The organism is Nocardioides hwasunensis (genome assembly GCF_014779665.1).
GTDB classification, from domain to species: Bacteria; Actinomycetota; Actinomycetes; order Propionibacteriales; family Nocardioidaceae; genus Nocardioides; species Nocardioides hwasunensis.
In genome coordinates, this window is the sequence record NZ_JACXYY010000008.1 from 242423 (window position 1) to 262501 (window position 20079).

General features: G+C 72.6%; 18 protein-coding genes. 7 read left to right on the plus strand and 11 right to left on the minus strand.

The window, feature by feature from the left end; translation table 11 throughout:
• Positions 1-28: 28 nt before the first annotated feature.
• The 7 genes from IEZ25_RS19045 to IEZ25_RS19075 all read right to left on the minus strand — a co-directional run bounded on the left by IEZ25_RS19045 (position 29) and on the right by IEZ25_RS19075 (position 8074).
• The gene (locus IEZ25_RS19045) at positions 29-1606 is read right to left on the minus strand and encodes a glycosyltransferase family 2 protein (protein ID WP_191201043.1); all 1578 of its coding nucleotides are present in this window, start codon (positions 1604-1606) and stop codon (positions 29-31) included.
• Complete coding sequence (locus tag IEZ25_RS19050; protein ID WP_191201044.1) at positions 1606-3378, minus strand: glycosyltransferase; 1773 nt, start codon at positions 3376-3378, stop codon at positions 1606-1608. Before IEZ25_RS19050 ends, IEZ25_RS19045 begins: the two co-directional genes overlap by 1 nt.
• A complete protein-coding gene (locus IEZ25_RS19055) occupies positions 3375-4313 on the minus strand; it encodes a glycosyltransferase family 2 protein (RefSeq protein WP_191201045.1) in 939 nt (312 codons plus the stop codon). The genes IEZ25_RS19050 and IEZ25_RS19055 overlap by 4 nt, the downstream gene beginning before the upstream one ends.
• Positions 4313-5374 (minus strand): sulfotransferase family protein, encoded by a 1062-nt coding sequence (locus tag IEZ25_RS19060; protein ID WP_191201046.1) that lies wholly within the window; start codon positions 5372-5374, stop codon positions 4313-4315. The genes IEZ25_RS19055 and IEZ25_RS19060 overlap by 1 nt, the downstream gene beginning before the upstream one ends.
• 57 nt (positions 5375-5431) lie before the next feature.
• Positions 5432-5938, minus strand: coding sequence for a hypothetical protein (locus tag IEZ25_RS19065; RefSeq protein WP_191201047.1), 507 nt, complete (start codon positions 5936-5938; stop codon positions 5432-5434).
• A gap of 127 nt (positions 5939-6065) precedes the next feature.
• Complete coding sequence (locus tag IEZ25_RS19070; protein ID WP_191201048.1) at positions 6066-6383, minus strand: GIY-YIG nuclease family protein; 318 nt, start codon at positions 6381-6383, stop codon at positions 6066-6068.
• 341 nt (positions 6384-6724) lie between these two features.
• A complete protein-coding gene (locus IEZ25_RS19075; protein ID WP_318152337.1) occupies positions 6725-8074 on the minus strand; it encodes a GH1 family beta-glucosidase in 1350 nt (449 codons plus the stop codon).
• Positions 8075-8092: 18 nt separating this feature from the next.
• On the opposite strand from IEZ25_RS19075, the gene IEZ25_RS19080 reads away from it, so the two are divergent.
• Together IEZ25_RS19080 and IEZ25_RS19085 are read left to right on the plus strand one after the other, a co-directional pair.
• A complete protein-coding gene (locus IEZ25_RS19080) occupies positions 8093-8779 on the plus strand; it encodes a pirin family protein (RefSeq protein ID WP_191201050.1) in 687 nt (228 codons plus the stop codon).
• A 16-nt stretch (positions 8780-8795) separates the two neighbouring features.
• Positions 8796-10340, plus strand: coding sequence for a hypothetical protein (locus IEZ25_RS19085; protein WP_191201051.1), 1545 nt, complete (start codon positions 8796-8798; stop codon positions 10338-10340).
• Between the two features lie 38 nt (positions 10341-10378).
• On the opposite strand, the gene IEZ25_RS19090 is transcribed toward IEZ25_RS19085, so the two are convergent.
• The gene (locus IEZ25_RS19090; protein ID WP_191201052.1) at positions 10379-11965 is read right to left on the minus strand and encodes an FAD-binding oxidoreductase; all 1587 of its coding nucleotides are present in this window, start codon (positions 11963-11965) and stop codon (positions 10379-10381) included.
• A gap of 17 nt (positions 11966-11982) precedes the next feature.
• Between IEZ25_RS19090 and IEZ25_RS21665 the strand changes: the two genes are divergently transcribed.
• Positions 11983-12588, plus strand: a complete 606-nt coding sequence (locus IEZ25_RS21665) for a TetR/AcrR family transcriptional regulator (RefSeq protein WP_224749280.1) — start codon at positions 11983-11985, stop codon at positions 12586-12588.
• Positions 12585-14153: a glycerol-3-phosphate dehydrogenase/oxidase gene (locus IEZ25_RS22395; protein WP_318152338.1), complete on the plus strand. Its 1569-nt coding sequence runs from the start codon at positions 12585-12587 to the stop codon at positions 14151-14153. The genes IEZ25_RS21665 and IEZ25_RS22395 overlap by 4 nt, the downstream gene beginning before the upstream one ends.
• Before the next feature lie 142 nt (positions 14154-14295).
• On the opposite strand, the gene glmS is transcribed toward IEZ25_RS22395, so the two are convergent.
• Positions 14296-16119: a glutamine--fructose-6-phosphate transaminase (isomerizing) gene (glmS, locus tag IEZ25_RS19100; RefSeq protein ID WP_191201054.1), complete on the minus strand. Its 1824-nt coding sequence runs from the start codon at positions 16117-16119 to the stop codon at positions 14296-14298.
• Positions 16120-16181: 62 nt separating this feature from the next.
• A complete protein-coding gene (locus IEZ25_RS19105) occupies positions 16182-16442 on the minus strand; it encodes a hypothetical protein (protein WP_191201055.1) in 261 nt (86 codons plus the stop codon).
• Between the two features lie 247 nt (positions 16443-16689).
• Between IEZ25_RS19105 and IEZ25_RS21960 the strand changes: the two genes are divergently transcribed.
• The 3 genes from IEZ25_RS21960 (at position 16690) to IEZ25_RS19115 (ending at position 18175) form a co-directional block, all read left to right on the plus strand.
• Positions 16690-16815 (plus strand): hypothetical protein, encoded by a 126-nt coding sequence (locus IEZ25_RS21960; protein WP_263575257.1) that lies wholly within the window; start codon positions 16690-16692, stop codon positions 16813-16815.
• A 180-nt stretch (positions 16816-16995) separates the two neighbouring features.
• Positions 16996-17562, plus strand: coding sequence for a YceI family protein (locus IEZ25_RS19110; RefSeq protein WP_191201056.1), 567 nt, complete (start codon positions 16996-16998; stop codon positions 17560-17562).
• Positions 17563-17713: 151 nt separating this feature from the next.
• A complete protein-coding gene (locus IEZ25_RS19115) occupies positions 17714-18175 on the plus strand; it encodes a DoxX family protein (RefSeq protein ID WP_318152339.1) in 462 nt (153 codons plus the stop codon).
• A 102-nt stretch (positions 18176-18277) separates the two neighbouring features.
• Here IEZ25_RS19115 and IEZ25_RS19120 read toward each other — a convergent pair whose 3' ends face one another.
• Complete coding sequence (locus IEZ25_RS19120; RefSeq protein WP_318152340.1) at positions 18278-20011, minus strand: DEAD/DEAH box helicase; 1734 nt, start codon at positions 20009-20011, stop codon at positions 18278-18280.
• Positions 20012-20079 lie beyond the last annotated feature (68 nt).

A 20079-nucleotide genomic window follows, 5' to 3' on the forward strand; every position in this document is an offset into this window, starting at 1 on the left:
GCGCTCGCTGCTCGACCGGCGGGGAGGATCAGCGGCGGCGGCCGAAGATCCCGCGCCGGTGCGCGGCCTCGGGCTCGACCCCCGGCTCGACCCCCGGGGTGCGGGCGGGCGGGGCGTCGTCGGCCTTGCGCAGGGCACGACGCAGCTTGTTCTCCGACTTGTCGGGGTCCATCGGCGGGCGGGCGCCCAGGGTGAAGCGCTCGACCCCGCGCTGGTCGACCGGCACCCAGCCGACCGATCGGGCGGCGTAGGTCTTCACGCCGAAGGACTCGTCGAGCAGGGCCTCGCGGTCGTCGCCGTCACCTGCCAGCCGGGCGACGCGGGCCAGCGCCGAGGTGCGCTCGAGGCGCGCGGCCACCCCGTCGTCGTACGTCAGCACGCGCGCACCGTGGTGGGTGCGCTCGAGGTCGTCGAGGAGGGCCGACAGCGTCTGCGGGAGCGGGGCGAGCGAGACGTCGGGGAGCGTCAGCACGAACTCGGCGTCCGAGGTGCCGTCGAAGGACTCGACCAGGCGCACCCGCGGCTCGTGGACGTAGGAGCGGTGCACCAGACGGGTCTCGAGCACCGGGTCCTCGACCGGCTGGACGCGGTCCTCGTGCACGTCGCCCCACGGGCCGACGACCGTCACCCGGAGGTCGGGCACGTCACCGTCGAGCAGCGAGTCGACGAGCTGGATCGTCTCGTCGGCCGGCCCCGCTGCGAGCACGACCTCCAGGTAGGGGACCTGGTAGGACCGCCCGTGCCGGTTGCGCTTGGGTCGCATGGTCGGGACGAGATCGGCGAGATAGGGGTCGTTGTAGCGGTTGACCTGCTCGGCGCGGCGGAGCACCTGCGAGCGCCCGAGGTGCCAGCTGCGTGCCTCCCGGTCGACCACGAAGACGCCGCCGGCCTGCGCGAGCGAGTGGCCCAGGTGCATGTCCTCACCGAGCCGCAGCGTGCGGTCGAAGCCGTCGGAGTCGACGTAGAGGGCCTTGGTGACCGAGCCGGTCATGCCGATGTGGAAGCGCTGTGCGCGCGGCCCGGCGGTGCGCAGGTCGTCGGTCTTGGCCCAGTAGTCCTCGACCCACTGGTGCGGCTCGTGCTCCTGGCCGGGGAACAGGTCGCCGGCCTCGCCGGCCGCCACCCGGTCGCGTACGACGGCGGGGTCGGTGTCGAGCAGCGAGGCGGGGTCGACGAAGAGCTTGTGACCGCCCGGGACGGCGTAGTCGACGAGGTGGTGCCACCGCGCGTGCGCCTCCACCTCCTCGCGGTAGGCGAGCATGTCGGCGTCGTACCAGTGCAGCACGTCGCCGTCGGCAGCGAGCGCGCCGAGGTGGCAGGCGTTGGCGCGTCCCCAGCCCTCCTCGACGCGGAGGATCCGGGTGTGGTCGGGCCGCACCTCGGGCAGCTCCTGGGCCGGCGAGCTCTGGTCGTCGACCACGAGCACCTCGAGCAGGTGCGCGGGGTAGGACTGAGCGGCGAGGCCGGCGAGGACGTAGGGCAGCGTGCGCTGGTAGTTGAAGGTCGGGACCACGACCGTGACCGACAGCGTGGGCTCCCAGCTGCCGAGGCTCGCGGGCGTGAGCGAGCCCCAGTCGTTGGCGCGCACCACCGGCTGCCGTGCCATCACTGCCCACCCCCGTCAGGCCGGTCGATCGGGTCGACCTCCAGCGCCAGGCTCGGCTGGAAGCCGCTCCACTCCGAGGCCACGATGTCAGGTCGCCGGAACTCCTCGTCGTCCCGCACCCAGGTGTGCCCGTCTCCGGTGCGCCGCAGGATGTAGCCGAGTCCGTGCGTGCGGTAGATCCGTCCGCCGGCAGCCTCGACGCCGGCGAGCAGCTGCGCGTCGACGAACCTGCGCACCCGCCGGAAGTCGCCCAGCGAGCGGAGCAGGCCGCGGTCGACGAGGATCGTGCCGCCGGCGATGAAGCGGGCGAACACCTCCGACGGGTGCCGGCGCCGCACGGTGAGGGCCTCGCGACTGTCGTTGCCGTGGAGGTAGACGAACTCCGACGGCATCCCGACCACGTCGGCGCCGGAGAAGCGCCGGGCCATGAGCAGGTCGTGGACGGCGTCAGGGGCATACCAGTCGTCGTCGTCCATCTTGAGCAGCACCTCGCTCGACGCGGCCCGCGCGGCGGTGGTGAGCACGTCACCGAAGAACGTCGACTGCTCGAAGCCCAGCACCTGGTGCGGGCGGTCGCCGAGCGCCCGGCGTACGGCGTCGCGGTCGGGCTCGAAGCCGTGGGCGGCCAGCACCAGCTCGATCTCCGCGCCCCGCTGCCGGGCGACCTGCCGCAGCGCGAAGTCGAGCATGTCGGGCCGCCGGGTGGACAGCAGCACACTGACCGGCGGCAGGCCGACGTGGCGGGTGCCGGAGCGGTCGGCGAGCGCGGATCGCCACGCGAGCGTCGAGTGGTGGTCGAACGCCGCGCGCCGCACCGCGAGGCTGTGCTCCTCGCGACGCAGCGGGTCGTCGAGGTCGACGGCGGCGTCCAGGGCCGCCGCCAGCGCGGGCGCGACGTCGAGCACGCCCTCGGTGACGACGGGGACGCCCGAGATGGCCAGCGCGAGGAGGTCGGCGGTCGGGGTGTGCGCGTCGAGGCGGACCCCCTGGAAGGCCCGGGCGGCCGCGACGACGTCCTCGGTGACGGGGCCCCGGCTGATGCGGGAGAGCTCGACGACCGGGTGGTCCCAGTCCTTGCGGAAGCCGACAGGGTTGTAGACGCGCTCGTCGACCGGCTCGGGGCCGGGATCGGTGACGACCGTCGGCGCGCGGTCGATGACGTGGTGGTCGGCGATCTCTCCACCACGACGGGCGACGACGACGTCCGGGGGGACGTCGCGTTCGGCCTCGCCGGCGCCCGAGACGTCCGGCAGCAGGACGGACCGGGCGTCCAGTCCCGGAGCGGCGGGACGACCGGCGTAGGCCACGACGAGGCCGCCGTGGGTGGTGTCGCCCGGCCCGGCGACCTGACGCGCCATCTCCATCACGACGAGCTGGGCGCGGGCACCGGAGGCGAAGCGGGCGACGGTCAGCACGCCTCGATCACCCGCCTCGCGGGCAGCGAGGTGCACCAACCGCGGCCACTCCGGTCGCGGCACGAGCACCCACGGGACGGGCGCGTCGGTCAGCCAGCAGGCGACGACCTTGCACTGCCCGAGGAGGGGTACGGCGCTGGCCATCCGCCGCAGCCGGGCGCGGTCCGCGGCCACGACGAGCACTGAGCCCCAGCCCTTGCGCGGGCCGTCGAGCGAGGAGAGCGGGACGATCGTCGGCTCGAGGCCGGGCACGTCCTCGATGCCGTGCAGCGCCTGGATCGCGAGGCGGTCGGCGTCGTCGACGAGCACCAGGGTGGGACCGGGCATCCGCACGTCGTGGAGCGGGTGGGGACTCATGGGCGCACCCTCTCCTTCAACGAGGCCGGCAGCGAGTGCTGGACCAGCGGACGGGGCTGGCGCCAGAGCCAGTCACGGCTGACGTGGTCGATGATGTGCACTCCCTCGGGGGCGGTCACCTTCACGAGTCCGCCGAGAGCCTCGGGGTCACCGTGGCGGATCGCCTCGTCGACCTCGAACTCGCGCAGCTTGCGGTAGAGCCGGGTGTTGGTGAAGTCGACACCGTCGCGGCGCCAGTGGGCGTACTCGTCGGCGTCGAGCCACTTGACCTCGAGCACCAGCCCCTGCTGGAGCACGACCCGCTCCACGCCGGACGGGAACTCGCGCAGCTCCCAGTCGAAGGCCTTCACGAAGGTGAAGTCCGGCCCCATCGGATAGATCCACGGCTCGAGGAAGCGCAGCGACAGGTCGAGCCAGCCGGTCGAGTCGTCGACCACGGTGAGCGGGTGGCGCGGCATCGCCACGATCGCGCGGGCCGCCTCGAGCTGCCACGTGAGGTCGCGCAGGATCCCGGCGCCCTCGGGCGTGAGGACCATGTCACCGTCCCACTTCATCGAGTAGGTCGTGCGGACGTGGGAGAAGCACCAGTTGTAGAAGTGGGTGAGCGAGTGCACGCTCGTCGCCGGGGTGGCCAGGTGCTCGCCACCGGCCCGCGCGACCTGGTGGGGGTAGGCCAGGACCGTCAGCCGGTCGGCTGCGCCGCACTCCTCCGCGACCCGGCGCGCGACGTCGGCGGTGCCGTCGTCGGAGCCGTTGTCGACGAGCAGGACCTGCTGCACGGCCGAGAAGATCGGCGGCAGCACCCACGGCAGGTTGCGGGCCTCGTTGCGGACCCGGAACACGCACGTCAGGCCGGGCTCGAGCGGTTCCCCGGAGGACCACGGCCACGTGACGTCGTAGGCAGGGTCGCCCTCGAGCGAGACGATGTCGGCCATCAGGCGGGGCGCTCCCGGCCGATCGCCTTGCGCAGCCTCCGCCGAGCGGCCGGCGGCACCATCGCGCGGACGGCGTGGGGCACCCGGTCGGCCCCGCTGCGGGCGGTCGTCCTCGCGGGCGGCTGCTCGGCTGCCTCGCGACGCGCGTCCGCGGCCGCCGTACGTCGCTGGGCGACGACGGTCGAGTGCGCGAACGCCTCGGCGTCGGCGTACTGGTCGGCGTAGGCCACGCGGAGCTGGTCGCAGCGCGCCTGGGTGTCGGCCGAGTCGTCGGAGGCGAGCGCGTCGAGGGCCTGCCAGGTCTCGTCGGCTAGCTCACGCAGTCGCGTCGGCACCCCGATGTCGTCCCAGGTCATCGTCACCCGGCGCAACGACGGGTCGATGAAGCGGTGCACCTCGGCGATGTCGACGGCCATCGCGGTCTTCACGCCCGCCAGGTCGAAGGCCTCGCCGAGCGCGAAGACCGGCTGCGTCCAGTCGTCGAGCAGGTCGCCGTAGCGGACGAACGCCCGCTGCTGGCCGCGGGTCGCGCGCTCGGTGTGGAGCATGATGTTGATCCACGCGGCGGTGCGGGTGATCGCGCCCTGGTCGGAGCCGGCGCCCATCTGGCCGTAGTACTTCTGCTTCGAGCCGACGACCTCGGTCACCGGCCGCAGCATGGTGACGTACGACGACGTGGCCGCGCAGCGGTCGGCGGACGCGCGCCACAGGCCGAGGAACCAGGCGGCGCGGGGGTCCTTGATGACCAGCTCATCGCCGACGGCGAACTGCTCCTCGAGCCAGGCCGTCACGCGCTCACGGGTGGCGTGGTCGCCGCTGGTGGTGCCGGTGTCGAGCCAGGCGCGCGGGCGGGCGTCGGAGACCTGGACGTTGCTGCGCGCGAGCAGCTCGGTGTGGAGGTCGACGACCCAGCGGGGCTCGCCGAAGCCCTTGGGGTTGGTGGCGTCGGCCACGACCTCCGGCTGCGGGACGTGGAGGCCCAGGGTGCGCAGCGTGCCGGCCATCGTGCTCGTGCCGCTGCGGCCCGAGCCGACCACGTACACGACACGCCTCTGGCTCATGACCCGACCCTATCGGTGGGGCTCAGGCGTCTGGGGGCCCGTCGCCTGCTCGCGTCGTCAGAGGGGGAGCTGTCCCGTCCTCGCGCGGTGACGCACCCGGAACCAGCCGTAGACCATCACGACGAGGGCGACCATGCCCAGGCCCCACCCGATCATCGATCCCCATGCCTTCTCGCTCGTCGTGCGCCACTCGCCGCGCTGCTCGTAGACGGTGATGGTGTCGCCGGCCTCGGCCTCGCCGAGGCGGCGCAGCTGGTAGAGCGCGGAGGCGTCCTTGCCGTCGGGGAGCTGGAAGTGGATCGAGGCGTACTCCGGCGAGCCGTCGCCGGGCCGGCTCCGACCGAGGGCCTCGAACCCGAGCACGGTCGCCTCCTGCGCCTGCACCCCCGCGGGGGGCTGGCGACTGTCCCAGAAGTCGTAGAGCCGCCACCCGACGACGACCATCATGAACACCAGCAGCGCCAGCGCGACCCGCGTCATCCCGTAGCTGTTCTTCGCCGCGCCCGCGGAGAACCCCTCGTCCCGCGCTCGTGCCGGGTCGGGGACGGGTCGGTCGCGGTCCATGTCGGTGAGTCTGCCAAACGAGCGCTGGGCGCGGAGGTCCCGGACGCCGAGCTCCGTTGGTCGAGGAGGTCCCGGACACCGAGCTCCGTTGGTCGAGGAGGTCGCGCAGCGACCGTCACGAGACCCCTCAGCCCTGGTCTGCCGACCCCCGCCGGGCCTGCACGGCAGCCCAGCTCCGACTGGACAGCGGGCTCAGGTCGTCCGTACGACCGTCGATCAGCGCCTTCCGTTTCGCGCGCGACCAACCCTGGACCCGCTTCTCCATCGCGTACGCGTCCTCGACGCGGTCGTAGTAGCCGCACCACGCCAGCGTCACCGGGCGCCGACGCCGCGTGTACGCCGCACCGAGGCCGAGGTTGTGCTCGGCGATCCGGCGCTCGAGGTCCCAGGTGCTGCCGACGTAGAAGCTGCCGTCGGCGCACTCGAGGATGTAGACGTGCGGCATGCCCCTCAGGCTGTCGCGGCGAGGGGCGCGCTCGTCAGGGGCTCGGAGGATCTGTGGACAGGGAACCGGGTCTCGTGACAGGCGCCAGGGCGCCTTCCTCGACCAACGATGCCCGGCCCCCGACCCGGTGGTCGAGGAGGTCGCCCAGCGACCGTCACGAGACCCCCCAGCCCAGAACCGCCCGACCCACGTGACCGGGTCTCGTGACAGGCGCCAGGGCGCCTTCCTCGACCAACGATGCCCGGCCCCCGACCCGGTGGTCGAGGAGGTCGCCCAGCGACCGTCACGAGACCCCCCAGCCCCGAACCGCCCGACCAACGGTGGCGCGCCGCCGCAGGCTCCTAGAGGTGCTGGGGCTGGGCCTTGATCAGGTCGGCGTACCACTGGAACGACTTCTTCCGCGTCCGCTCCAACGTCTCGAAGTCGACGTGGACGAGGCCGAAGCGCTGGGTGTAGCCCTCGGCCCACTCGAAGTTGTCCATCAGCGACCACGTGTAGTAGCCGCGGACGTCGACGCCGCGGGTGATGGCCTCGGAGACCGCGTTGAGGTGGGAGCGGAGGTAGTCGATGCGGGGCTGGTCGTCGACGACGCCGTGCTCGTCGGGACCCATGTTGTAGCTGCAGCCCGACTCGGTGATCATGATCGGCGGCAGGGCCGCGCGGAAGCGGGCACGGAACATGACCAGCCACTCGCGCAGCGCGTCGGGCACGATCGGCCAGCCGAAGTCGGTGGTCGGGTAGCCGACGACCTCGCGCATCTCGAAGGGGATGTCCGACTCCTCGTCGGCCGCGGCGATGCGCATCGGGTTGTAGTAGTTGACGCCGTAGAAGTCGAGCGGCTGGCGGATGGTGGCCAGGTCGCCGTCGCGCATCACGTCGTCGAACAGCGGCATCAGGTCGACCGGGTAGCGACCGAGCAGCATCGGCTCGAGGAACATGCCGTTCCACAGCGCGTCGAAGATCTTGGAGATGCCGACGTCGGCGTCGTCGTCGCTGGCCGGCCAGATCGGGGCGTGGTTGTTGGCACAGCCGACCGACTCCGCGCCCGCCCGGCGCAGCTCGATCGCCGCGCGGCCGTGGGCCATCAGCAGGTGGTGGGCCGAGGCCAGGCACTCGAAGAGCATCGCCTTGCCGGGGGCGTGACTGCCCATGCCGTAGCCGAGGATCGAGGCGACGTTGGGCTCGTTGACCGGGATCCAGTGCTCGACGCGGTCGGCGAACTTCTCGCCCACGAGGGCGGCGTACTCCGCGAACCGGTCGACGGTGCTGCGGTTGAGCCAGCCACCGTCGTCCTCGAGCGCCTGCGGCAGGTCCCAGTGGTAGAGCGTGACCATCGGCTGCTGGCCGTGGGCGAGCAGGGTGTCGATGAGCCGGTCGTAGAAGGCCAGGCCCCTCGCGTTGGCCGGCCCCCGCCCGTCGGGCTGGATCCGTGGCCACGCGATGGAGAAGCGGTAGCCCCCGGTCCCGAGCTCCTGCATGAGCGCGACGTCCTCGTCGACACGGTGGTAGTGGTCGCACGCGACCGCGCCGCTGCTGCCGTCGGCGATCCGGTCCGGCTCGGCGCAGAACGTGTCCCAGATGCTCGGGCCGCGCCCGTCCTCGGCCGCGGCGCCCTCGATCTGGTAGGCCGCGGTGCTGGTCCCGAACCGGAAGCCGGGCGGGAGCAGGGGGACGTCATGCGGGGAAGCCACATCGGCGAAGATATCGGCATGACCATGGCCCTGTACGCCGGTTCCGACAGGTCGTCGGAGACCGTCAAGGGGCGGTTGACCAGGCATTCCTTCTCGTTCGGGTCCCACTACGACCCCGCCAACCTCGGCTTCGGGCCCCTCGTCTGCCACAACGACGACCGGCTGGAGCCGGGCGGGGGCTACCCCGACCACCCGCACTCCGAGCTCGAGATCGTCACGTGGGTGCTCGAGGGCGCGCTCGTCCACACCGACTCCGCGCGTTCGGGCGAGCAGCACGTGGTCGGGGCCGGGCGCGCCCAGGTGCTCTCGGCGGGTTCCGGCGTCCGTCACAGCGAGGTCGCCGACCCCGCGTCCGGACGCTGCCGGTTCGTGCAGGCGTGGCTGGCGCCGAGCGAGCCGGGCACCGAGCCGGCGTACGTCCTCGGCGAGGCGCCGCTGCCCGGCTCCGGGCTGGTCGAGGTGGCGGGCGGGAGCGGCCTCCCGATCGGGACGACCGGTGCGCGGCTGCTGCTCGCCCGGCTCGCGGCCGGTCAGTCCGCGACCCTGCCCGAGGACCCGCGCCAGCACGTCTTCGCGGCCACCGGGGCCGTCTCGCTCGGACCCGAGTCGCTGCGGGCGGGCGACGCCGTACGCATCGAGGACGAGCCCGGGCACGCGGTCACCGCGAGCGAGGACACCGAGCTCCTCGTCTGGTCGTTCGCCTGAGGCCTATGCTCCCGAGATGAGATGGCCTCGGGCGATGGTGATGGGTGCGATCGTCCTGGTGGTGGCCCCGGCCACGGCCCTCCCCGCCTCCGCCGAGCAGGCGGGCGCCGTGCCCCCGCACCCGGCCTCGCCCCTGGCGGGCCTGCCGCGCGACGTCGCCCACGGGCAGGTCGTCCGGCTCGTCGACGGTGATCGCTACGAAGTCACCCGCTCCGCCGGCGGCAAGGAGATCCAGGGCCGCCGCCGGGACGCGGCGACGGGTGAGTGGAGCGGCTACACGACGGTCTTCCGGCAGTCGGGTCTGCGCTGCTGGAACGTGCAGGCCCGCGGCGCCGGGACCGGCGTCGCGGTGACCTTCGAGTGCGGGCTTGCCCTCGTCGAGCCCGACGAGGGCAAGCCCTACGCCGCGGCGAGCGCGGACACGACGCACTGGCAGTCACGCCGGCTCCCCGGCTACCTGTGGGGTGCGCCGGCGATCTCGCCCGCGGGCACCTGGGCGGCGTGGCTGCGGGGCCGCGACTACATGACCTGGAGCCTCGACAGCGGCTTCGCGCAGCACCGGACGACCCGGTCGACGGGCCGGTTCGAGGGTGCCCAGGCGCCCCTGGTCGCCGACGACGGCAGCGTCACGGTGGCATGGGCGAGCTCGGCGCGCTGCACCACCACATTCGACACCTACCTCGCCGCCGGCGAGCCCACGCGGGAGGTCGTCACCGACCCGCGGGCCTGCGACGACTTCGTGACGAGCCTCGACGCGCGCACCGTGCTGCTGGGCGACACCGGGGACCGGTGGGCCGTGACCCGGCTGACGCGTGCCGACGAGACGTCGCCGTGGGCCGTGACCGCCGTCGCCCCCCTTCTGGCGCCCGGCCTGGTGACCGACACCTTCGAGCCGGACTTCGCACCCCACCTCCTCGACGCCCCGGAGCTCCCGCTCGCCGTCGTGGCGAACTCCGGCGACGACCTCGGCGTGCAGCTCTACGACCCGGTGGCCCAGGCCTGGCAGGCCCCGCTCCCCCTCCTCTCCCGCCCGGGCGGGTCGCGGTGCTCCTTCGAGGACGACGCCACGAGCCGGATCGGCTTCTACGCGCTGACGCTCCGCTGCCGCGGCGGGGAGCGCCGGGTGGTCACCTCGACGGACGGTGCGACGTGGCAGGCGCTGGCGATGCGCTCCCGGATCGTCGGGCGCAACGACCGGGCGGGCCTCCTCGCCGTGCCCGTGCGCACGAGGACGGTCGTGCTCTCCCGCGGCGCCGACCCGCTCGACCTGCCGGTCACCGTCGACCGCAGGTGCGACGTCGTCCACCCGGTCGCGCGCGACCGCGTCCTTCGCGTCACGGCCACCGCGACCAGTGCGGGCTGGCCGGCCCTGCTCCAGCGCTCCACCGACCAGGGGTGGCGCACCGTGCGGCGGCTCGACCTCCCGCACGTCGGCACCTGCCGCCGGGTCTCACCGGGCGGCGTGGGCGGGGCGGACTTCCAGCTGGGCAGCCGGCGCGGGACGCTCGACCTCCGGTTCGTCCACCGCGGCGGGCGCTGGGACGTACGCCGGATGCGCTGAGCCTGGGTCTCGACACGCTCGCTGCTCAACCGCGGCGACTACGGGACCAGCACGCCCGGGTTGAGGATGCCGGCCGGGTCCAGCTCGGCCTTGACCGCGCGGAGCACGCGCACGCCGACCTCCCCGATCTCCCGTGCGAGCCATGGCCGGTGGTCGGTGCCGACAGCGTGGTGGTGGGTGATCGTCGCGCCGGCGGCGATCATCGCCTCGCTCGCCGCGGCCTTGGCGACGTGCCACTGCGCGAGCGGGTCGTCACCCTGCCGGGCGGCGACGGTGAAGTAGAGCGAGCAGCCGGTCTCGTAGACGTGCGACACGTGGCAGAGCACCAGCGAACCCTCGCCCAGCGACGCGGTCAGCGCGGCCTTCACCTCGGCGTACAACCGCTCGCGGTTCGACCAGAACGTCGCGGTCTCGAGCGTCTCGACGAGCACGCCGTGGTCGAGCAGCGCGTCGCGGAGGTAGGGCGCCTCGAACCGGCCGTGCACCCACTTCTCGCCCGGCCCGGTGCCGAGCGGCGTGCCTCCGAGGTCGGCCAGCACCTGTGTGACCGCGGCCTGCCGGTCCGCGACCTGCTCGGTGGTGCCCTCGTGGCCGGTGATCATCAGGCAGCCGGGGTCCTCGGTGCCGCCGATGGACCCGGGATCGGCGAGGTTGATCGCGGTCTCGGTCTCGTCGGAGAGCCGGATGACCGTCGGCAGCAGCCCGGCCTGGGCCAGGGTCCGCATCGCGTCGGAGCCGGCGTCGAAGGACGGCCACCGCCACCCCTCGTACGTCGTGACGGCGGGCGCCCGGCGGACGCGCAGGGTCACCGAGGTGATCACGCCGAAGGCACCCTCCGAGCCGAGCAGCAGCTGGCGCAGGTCGGGGCCGGCGGCGTTGGCGGGCGCGGACCCGAGGTCGAGCGAGCCGGTCGGGGTGGCGGCTGTCAGCCCGACGACCATCGCGTCGAAGCGGCCGTAGCCGGCGCTGGACTGACCGCTGGAGCGGGTGGCCGCGAAGCCGCCGATGGAGGCGTGCAGATACGACTGCGGGTAGTGCCCGAGCGTCAGCCCGTGCTCGGCCAGCAGCGCCTCGGCCTCGGGACCGCGCAGACCGGGCTCGAGGGTGGCGGTCATCGAGACCTCGTCGACGGCCAGCAGCCGCTTCATCCGCACCAGGTCGAGGCTGACGAGCCCGGTGAAGCCGTCGCGTCGCGCGGCCAGGCCGCCGCTCACACACGTCCCGCCGCCGAACGGCACGACGACGACCCGGTGCTCGCTCGCCCACGCCAGCACGGCCGTCACCGCTGCGTGACCGTCGGGACGGACCACCGCGTCGGGCGCGTCCGAGAGGTCGCCCGCGCGGGCGCGCAGCAGGTCGGGAGTCGACTTGCCGCGCGTGCGCAGCGCGCGCGTCTCGTCGTCGAGCAGCACGTGCTCCTCGCCCACGATCGCGCGCAGCCCGTCGAGCAGTGCGGCGTCGAGGGCGCTCGGTGGCGGCGTGGCTCCACTGACCGGCGGCCGGTCCTGGAGACCGAAGGCCAGCTCGACCAGCCCCAGCGCGGACTCCGGCAGCTCGGAACGAGCCGCGACGGCGGGGTCGCCCCAGCGCTGCGGGTGCATCTCGACGGCGGTTCGCGGGGTCATGCGTTACAGTGTGACACATGTCGTCACTTCGTCACACCGGTCGCGAGGTCGGAGACCCACGGCTCGACGGATACCTCGACGCTGCGCGCGCCTGCATCCTCGACGTCGGGTGGCGGCGCACGACACTGACGGAGGTCGCCCGACGGGCCGGGGTCTCGCGGATGACGATCTACCGCGCGTGGCCCGACATGGGCTCGCTGCTGGGCGACCTGATGACCCGCGAGTGGGTCGGGGTCGCCGCCGCGACCACGGAGGCCGCGGGCGACACCACGACGCCGAACGGCATCGCGGCGGCGGCGCTGAGCACCGTCCGCGCGCTGCGCGACAACGAGCTCTTCGTGCGCATCGTCGAGCTCGACCCCGACCTGCTGCTGCCCTACCTCCTCCACCGCCGCGGCCGCTCGCAGGAGGCGCTGCTCGAGATCCTCACCGCGGAGATCGCGAGCGGCCAGGAGTCGGGCGCGATCCGCGGGGGCGACGCGCGGCTGATGGCGCGCTCTCTCATGCTGTCGGGCCAGGGCTTCGTGTTCTCGGCACTGACCATGACGGACGCCGACCTGGGCCTGGAGGTGCTCGACGGTCAGCTCCTCCACCTCGTCTCCTCCTACCTGGCGCCGCGGTGAGCATCGGGCGCCGCATCGCCCCCGGCCTCGTCGGCATCCCCGACGAGGTCGACGTGGTCGTCGTCGGCCTCGGCATCACAGGTGCCGGCGTCGCGCTCGACGCGGTGACCCGCGGCCTCACCGTGCTGGCCGTCGACGCCCACGACCTGGCCTTCGGCACGTCGCGCTGGTCGTCCAAGCTCGTCCACGGCGGCCTGCGCTACCTCGCCCAGGGCCAGCTCGCGATCGCCCACGAGAGCGCCGTCGAGCGCGGGATCCTGATGGACGTCACCGCTCCGCACCTCGTCCACCCGCTCCCGATGCTGACACCCGTCGACGACGCGATGACCCGCGGCAAGGCGGCGCTGACGTGGGGCGGCCTCCACGCCGGCGACCTGCTGCGCCGCACCGCCCACACCACCTCCCGCACCCTCCCGCGACCGCGCCGGCTCAACGTCACCGAGACCCTCAACCTCGCCCCGTCGCTGCGCGCCGACACCCTGCGCGGGGGGCTGCTCGCCTGGGACGGGCAGCTCGAGGACGACGCCCGGCTCGTCACGACCGTGGCCCGCACCGCGGCGTCGTACGGCGCCGAGGTGCGCACGCGCGCCCGCGTCACCTCGGCCACCGGCACCCGCGTCGAGGTGCGCGACGAGCTCACCGGCACGACGTACGCCGTCCGCGCACGGGCCGTGGTCAACGCGACCGGCGTCTGGGCCGGCGACCTCGACGAGCAGGTCCGGCTCCGCCCGAGCCGGGGCACCCACCTGGTCCTGCGCGGCTCCTCGCTGCCCCAGACCCGGGTCGCGGTGATGGTGCCGATCCCCGGCACGAGCGCCCGCTTCGCGATGGTCCTCCCGCAGCCCGACGGCACGATCTACGTCGGGCTCACCGACGTGCCCGCCGACGGCCCGCTCCCCGACGTGCCGGTGCCGAGCGAGGACGAGGTCGACCTCCTGCTCGAGGTCGTCGCCTCCACCTTCACCACCCCGCCGACGCGCGCCGACGTCGTCGGCGCCTTCGCCGGGCTGCGGCCGCTGCTCGAGGTGGCCGGGACCGACGAGACCGCCGACCTCTCGCGACGCCACGCGATCCTCACGTCCGCCACCGGCGTCACCACGATCGTCGGCGGCAAGCTCACGACCTACCGCCGGATGGCCCAGGACGCCCTCGACGCACTGGTCGGGTCCGGTCGTCTCGCAGCCGGTCCGTGCCGGACCGCCGGCCTCCCGCTGCTCGGCGCCGGGTCTCCTGCGCAGCTGCGAGGCCTCGACGCGCCCACCCGGCTCGTACGCCGCTTCGGCACCGACGCCCCACTGGTCCTCGACGCCGCCCGCGCGGTCACCGGACTGACGGACGACGAGCTGCTCGCGCCGCTGTCCGACACGGTGCCGGTGACCCTCGCCGAGCTCGTCTTCGGCGTCACCCACGAGGGCGCGCACGACGTCGACGACCTGCTCGACCGGCGTACACGCGTCGGCCTGGTCGAGGCGGACCGCCGTGCCACAGGACCCCACGCCGAGCGCGCGTTGGCACTCGTCAGGGCCTCACGACGTACTCCGGCGAGGGCGCTGCCTCACCTGTGATCCAGCGGACGCCCAAAAACAGGCGGGACTTGCGGAGAAGCTCGGACAGGACCACGGACCAGGTGGGATCGTTCTCCACGGTGCGCCCCTTGCTGACCCCATGCAGCAAGGGGCGCCCAGTCCGTCTCGGGACCCCTCCGACCTACTCGACCGTGACCGACTTGGCCAGGTTGCGCGGCTTGTCGATGTCGAGGCCCAGGTGCTGCGCCGCGTGGTAGGCCAGCAGCTGCAGCGGGATGGTCAGCAGGATGGGGTCGAGCTCCGGCTCGTTGCGGGGCACGACGACCCGGCGGGCGTCGATCCCACCGAGGTCCACGTCGGCGTGGGTGACCACGACCAGGGGGCCGCTGCGCGCGGCGATCTCGTGCAGCGCCCCGAGGTTGCGCTCGGTCAGCTCGTCGCTCGGCACCAGGGCGACCGTCGGCACGTCGGGGTCGATCAGCGCGAGCGGGCCGTGCTTGAGCTCGGAGGTCTGGTAGGCCTCGGCGTGGCGATAGCTGATCTCCTTGAACTTCTGCGCACCCTCGCGCGCCACCGGGAAGCCGCGCACCCGACCGATGAAGAACAGGCTCTGCGCCTCGGCCAGCACGTGGGCCACCTCGACGAGCTCGCTCTCGGTCGCCAGCACCTCCTCGATCTGCGCGGGCAGCCGCTCGAGCCCGGCGACCAGCCGCTTGCCGTCGGCGATCGACAGGTCACGCACCCGACCGAGCTGGAGCGCCAGGAGCGCGAAGCCGAGGAACATGTTGGTCAGCGCCTTCGTGCTGGCCACCGCGACCTCGGGACCGGCGTGGAGGTAGATGCCGCCGTCGCACTCGCGCGCGATGGCCGAGCCGACGACGTTGACCAGGCCGACGCAGCGCCCGCCCTTGCGGCGTACCTCCTGCACGGCGAGCAGCGTGTCGATGGTCTCGCCGGACTGGCTGACCGCGACGTAGAGGGTGTCGGGCTCGATGACCGGGTCGCGGTAGCGGAACTCGCTCGCCGCCTCGGCGTCGGCGGGGATCCGGGCCAGCTCCTCGATGAGCCCCGCGCCCATCTGGCCGACGTAGTAGGCCGAGCCGCAGCCGAGGATCTTGACCCGTCGGACCGCGCGCAGGTCGCGGGCGTCCATGTCGAGGCCGCCGAGGTGCGCCGTGCCGAACCGGTCGTCCAGGCGACCCCGCAGGACCGCCTGGGCGGTCGTCGGCTGCTCGAGGATCTCCTTGCGCATGTAGGACTCGTGCTCACCGGCGTCGTACGCCGAGGCGTCGACGTCGACCTGCGTCGCGGTCTTGCCGGTCGAGGCGAGGTCGCTGTGCCGCACGGTGGTGAACCCGGCCGACGTCACCGTGGCCATCTCCCCGTCGTCGAGCATCGCGACCGTCGTGGTGTGGCGCACGATCGCAGCGAGGTCGGAGGCGACGTACATCTCCTTGTCCCCCACCCCGACCACGAGCGGGCTGCCGTTGCGGGCGGCGACGATGCGGTCGGGGAAGTCGGCGTGCAGCACCGCGAGGCCGTAGGTCCCGACGACGACGGCGAGCGCGTCGCGGACCTTGCCCTCGAGGGTGTCGGCGTCGCTGCGCGCGACCAGGTGGGCGAGCACCTCGGTGTCGGTGTCGCTGACGAGCGTGACGCCGGCGTCACCGAGCTCGGCACGCAGGGCGGCGGCGTTGTCGATGATCCCGTTGTGCACGACCGCGACCCGTCCCGACTCGTCGGTGTGCGGGTGGGCGTTGACGTCGTTGGCCGGGCCGTGCGTCGCCCACCGGGTGTGGCCGATCCCGGTCGTGCCGGCGAACCGCTTCGGCAGCACCTCGGTGAGCTCACGGACGCGCCCGGCCTGCTTGGCCACGCGGATGCCGCGGGTGCCGAGCACGGCGACCCCGGCCGAGTCGTAGCCGCGGTGCTCGAGGCGGGTGAGTCCTTCGAGGACGACCGGAGCGGCGTCCTGGCGGCCGATGTAGCCGACGATTCCACACATGCTGTCTGTTCCTTCGTGTCGGTGGTCGAGGTGCGGGCGCAGCGAGCCTCGAGACCACGTGGTCAGCCGTAGATGATCCGACGCAGCTGTCGCTCCGAGAGCTGCGGCGCGGCGACGACGCGCTCGGCCAGCTCCTCGGCGATGCGCGCGAAGATCTCGGGATTCTTCGCGCCGTACGTCTTGAGGTGGGCGTGCCGGGTGCGGACGTAGTCCTCCACCGTCTGGGCGTGGAACGCGACCACGTCCTCGATCACGCGGGCCGCCTCACCGGGCGTCAGCGACGTGGTCGCGACGACGTGGGAGACGAGAGCGGGGTCGGGCACCCGGAGATGGTGCGCCCCGCGCCGACCGAACGGCAACTTCCTGCCCGAATTCGGGCAGATCGGGTCCGACAACGGGCGCAGAGGCCCGCGTGCGTCGGTCATGTCCGTCGCAAGTGGAGCAGAAGGCGGCTTCTCGGCTGCTCACACCCCCTCAGGTGGAGCAGATCGGCCTTCTTCGAGCGAAAGGTGTGTGCGCAGGTGGGGACGTGCTACCTTGGGTGAACAGAAAGTGAACGGGAGGTGTCACATGAGCAAGCAGACGATGACCGAAGCGCCGGTCTGCACGTGGATTGCCGTCACGGATGCGTCGGGTCGCACCCACATGGAGGCACGCTGGTCCACCGCCGCCGCGGCCCACAGCAAGGCCGCCTGAGCGCGAGAACCCACGACCACGACGCACCACGCCGAGCCACGCCCCCACCGGGGCGTGGCTCGCGGCACGTGCGGGGTGCGGCAACTTCCTCGCGACCGCGGGAATGAAGAGCGGCACTCGTCCGTTATCGTGGTTGAACTTTCTACCAACCCGTTCGCCCACCTCACAGGAGCAGCTCCCATGTCAGAGTTCGACGCACCCACCACCGCCATCGACGACATCACCGGCGACTACGCCCTCGACGTCACGCACAGCCGCCTCGGCTTCGTGGCCCGCCACGCCATGGTGACCAAGGTGCGCGGTCAGTTCGGCGCCTTCAGCGGCACCGCGAAGATCGACGAGGCCACCCCGTCGAGCTCGAAGGTCGACCTGTCCATCGAGGTCGCCTCCGTCGAGACCGGCACCGCGGACCGCGACGGCCACCTCAAGTCCGGCGACTTCTTCGACGCCGAGACCTACCCGAACATCACCTTCTCCTCGACCGAGGTCTCCCGGTCGGGCAGCGACTGGACGATCACCGGCGACCTGACCATCAAGGACGTCACCAAGCCGGTCACGATCGAGTTCGAGCAGACCGGCTCGGCCGTCGACCCGTTCGGCAACACCCGCGTCGGCTTCGAGGGCGAGACCACCATCAACCGCAAGGACTGGGGCCTCACCTGGAACGCCGCGCTCGAGACCGGCGGCGTGCTCGTCTCGGACAAGATCAAGCTCGAGTTCGACGTCTCGGCCGTCAAGAACGCCTGACCCCTCGCCGACCTCCCCCTTCCTCCCCTGCACCGGGGGGAAGGGGGAGGTCGTCGCACGTGACGGGTGACGCACTCCGTGGCTCACAGGTTCCTCACATCTTCGGCCCCTAGGGTCGATGGTTCAACCGTCAACCATCTCGGAGGAACCCGTGAAGATCCCGACGATCCATCCCCGCACCACTCCCGTGGCCGACATCGCCCTGCTGGTGGGCCGCCTGGCCCTCGGCGCGACGATGATCGCCCACGGTCTCCAGAAGCTCGACCAGGGCGGCCTCGGCGGCACCGCGGAGGGCTTCGAGGCGATGGGGATCCCCGCCGCCGGCGCGGCCGCACTCTTCGCCATCGCGATCGAGGTCGGCGGCGGCGTGCTCGTCCTGCTCGGCGCCCTCACCCCGCTCATCGGCGTCCTGTGGGCAGCCCACATGGCCGGCGCCTGGTGGTTCGTGCACCGTGACGCCTTCTTCGCCGGCGAGGGCGGCTACGAGCTGGTCATGGTGCTTGGCGCCCTCGGCCTGGTGCTCGCCGGCACCGGACCCGGCCGACTCTCGGTCGACGCGCTGCTGACGCGTCGTCGTACGCCTGCACGCGAGCGCGAGCTCGTCGACGCCTGACACCCTTTGCACCCGAGTCTCCCGGTTTGCATCCGGGATCTCGGGTGCAAACCGGGGCGGTCACCGGATATCCGGTGACTCCAGCCGACGGTGGCCCCGAGGTCAGTCGCGGGGGTGCTTGCCCTTGTAGCCGCCGGAGCCGCCCTTGCGGTGGCCGGAGGGACGGTGGCGCGGCGGGCCGTTGTCGGGCTTGATCTCGATGAGCTTGCCCGAGATGCGGGTGGCCGCGAGCCGGTCGAGGGTGCCCGGCGGCAGGTCGGCCGGGAGCTCGACGACGGAGAAGTCCGGCTTGATCGCGATGTAGCCGAAGTCGCCGCGCGACAGCCCGCCCTCGTTGGCGAGCGCGCCGACGATCTGGCGGGGCTCCACCTTGTGCCGCTTGCCGACCTCGATGCGGTACGCCGCCATCGGCGCACCGCTGCGGGACTCGCGTGGCGCGCGGTCGGCCTTGCCGCCGTGGCTCGAGCGCTCCTCGAAGGAGCGGTTGCGCGGCTCGGGCTCCGGCTCGAGCAGCAGTGGCTGCTCACCGTGCATGACCGCAGCCAGGGCGGCGGCCACGTCGACCTCGGCCACGTCGTGCTCGCTGATGTAGTGGGCGACCACGTCGCGGAAGAAGTCGATGCGCTCGGGCTGCGTCAGCGCCTGGGTGATCTGGTCGTCGAAGCGCGAGAGCCGGGTGGCGTTGACGTCGTCGACGGTCGGCAGCTGCATCTGGGTGAGCGGCTGACGGGTGGCCTTCTCGATCGCGCGCAGCAGGTGTCGCTCGCGCGGGGTGACGAAGGCGATCGAGTCGCCCGTGCGGCCGGCTCGACCCGTGCGGCCGATGCGGTGCACGTAGGACTCGGTGTCGGTGGGGATGTCGTAGTTGACGACGTGGCTGATCCGCTCGACGTCGAGCCCGCGCGCCGCGACGTCGGTGGCGACGAGGATGTCGAGCTTGCCCGCCTTGAGCTGGTTGATCGTGCGCTCGCGCTGCACCTGGGCGACGTCGCCGTTGATGGCCATCGCGGAGTAGCCGCGGGCGCGCAGCTTCTCGGCCAGCGTCTCGGTCTCGTTCTTCGTGCGGACGAAGACGATCATCCCCTCGAAGTTCTCGACCTCGAGGATGCGCGTGAGGGCGTCGACCTTCTGCGGGTAGGACACGATCATGTAGCGCTGGGTGATCGAGGAGACCGTCGAGGTCTTGTTCTTGACGGTGATCTCGACCGGGTCCTCGAGGTACTTCTTGGAGATCCGCCGGATCTGGGCGGGCATGGTCGCTGAGAAGAGCGCGACGTGCTTGCTGTCAGGCGTGTCGGCGAGGATCGTCTCGACGTCCTCGGCGAACCCCATCTTCAGCATCTCGTCGGCCTCGTCGAGGACGAGGAAGCGCAGCTCGGAGAGGTCGAGCGTGCCCTTCTCGAGGTGGTCCATGATGCGACCGGGGGTGCCGACGACCACGTGCACGCCGCGACGCAGCGCGGAGAGCTGGACGCCGTAGCCCTGGCCGCCGTAGATCGGCAGGACGCGCACGCCCTTCATGTGCGCGGCGTACTTCTCGAAGGCCTCCGAGACCTGGAGCGCGAGCTCACGGGTCGGGGCGAGCACCAGCGCCTGGGGCGTCTTCTGGGAGAGGTCGAGCTGGGAGAGGATCGGCAGCGCGAACGCGGCCGTCTTGCCGGTGCCGGTCTGGGCCAGGCCGACCACGTGGCGACCCTCGAGCAGCGGCGGGATGGTCAGCGCCTGGATCTGCGACGGGGTCTCGTAGCCGACGTCGGTCAGCGCCTTGAGGACCTCCGGCGCGAGGCCGAGGTCGGTGAAGGTCTGCTGGGGTGCCACGGGCTGGTCGTCACTCACCCGACAACGGTAGGGCTTCAGGCGTGAAACGGGGATTCCGCGCGGGGTGGAAATGCCCGCGACACCGG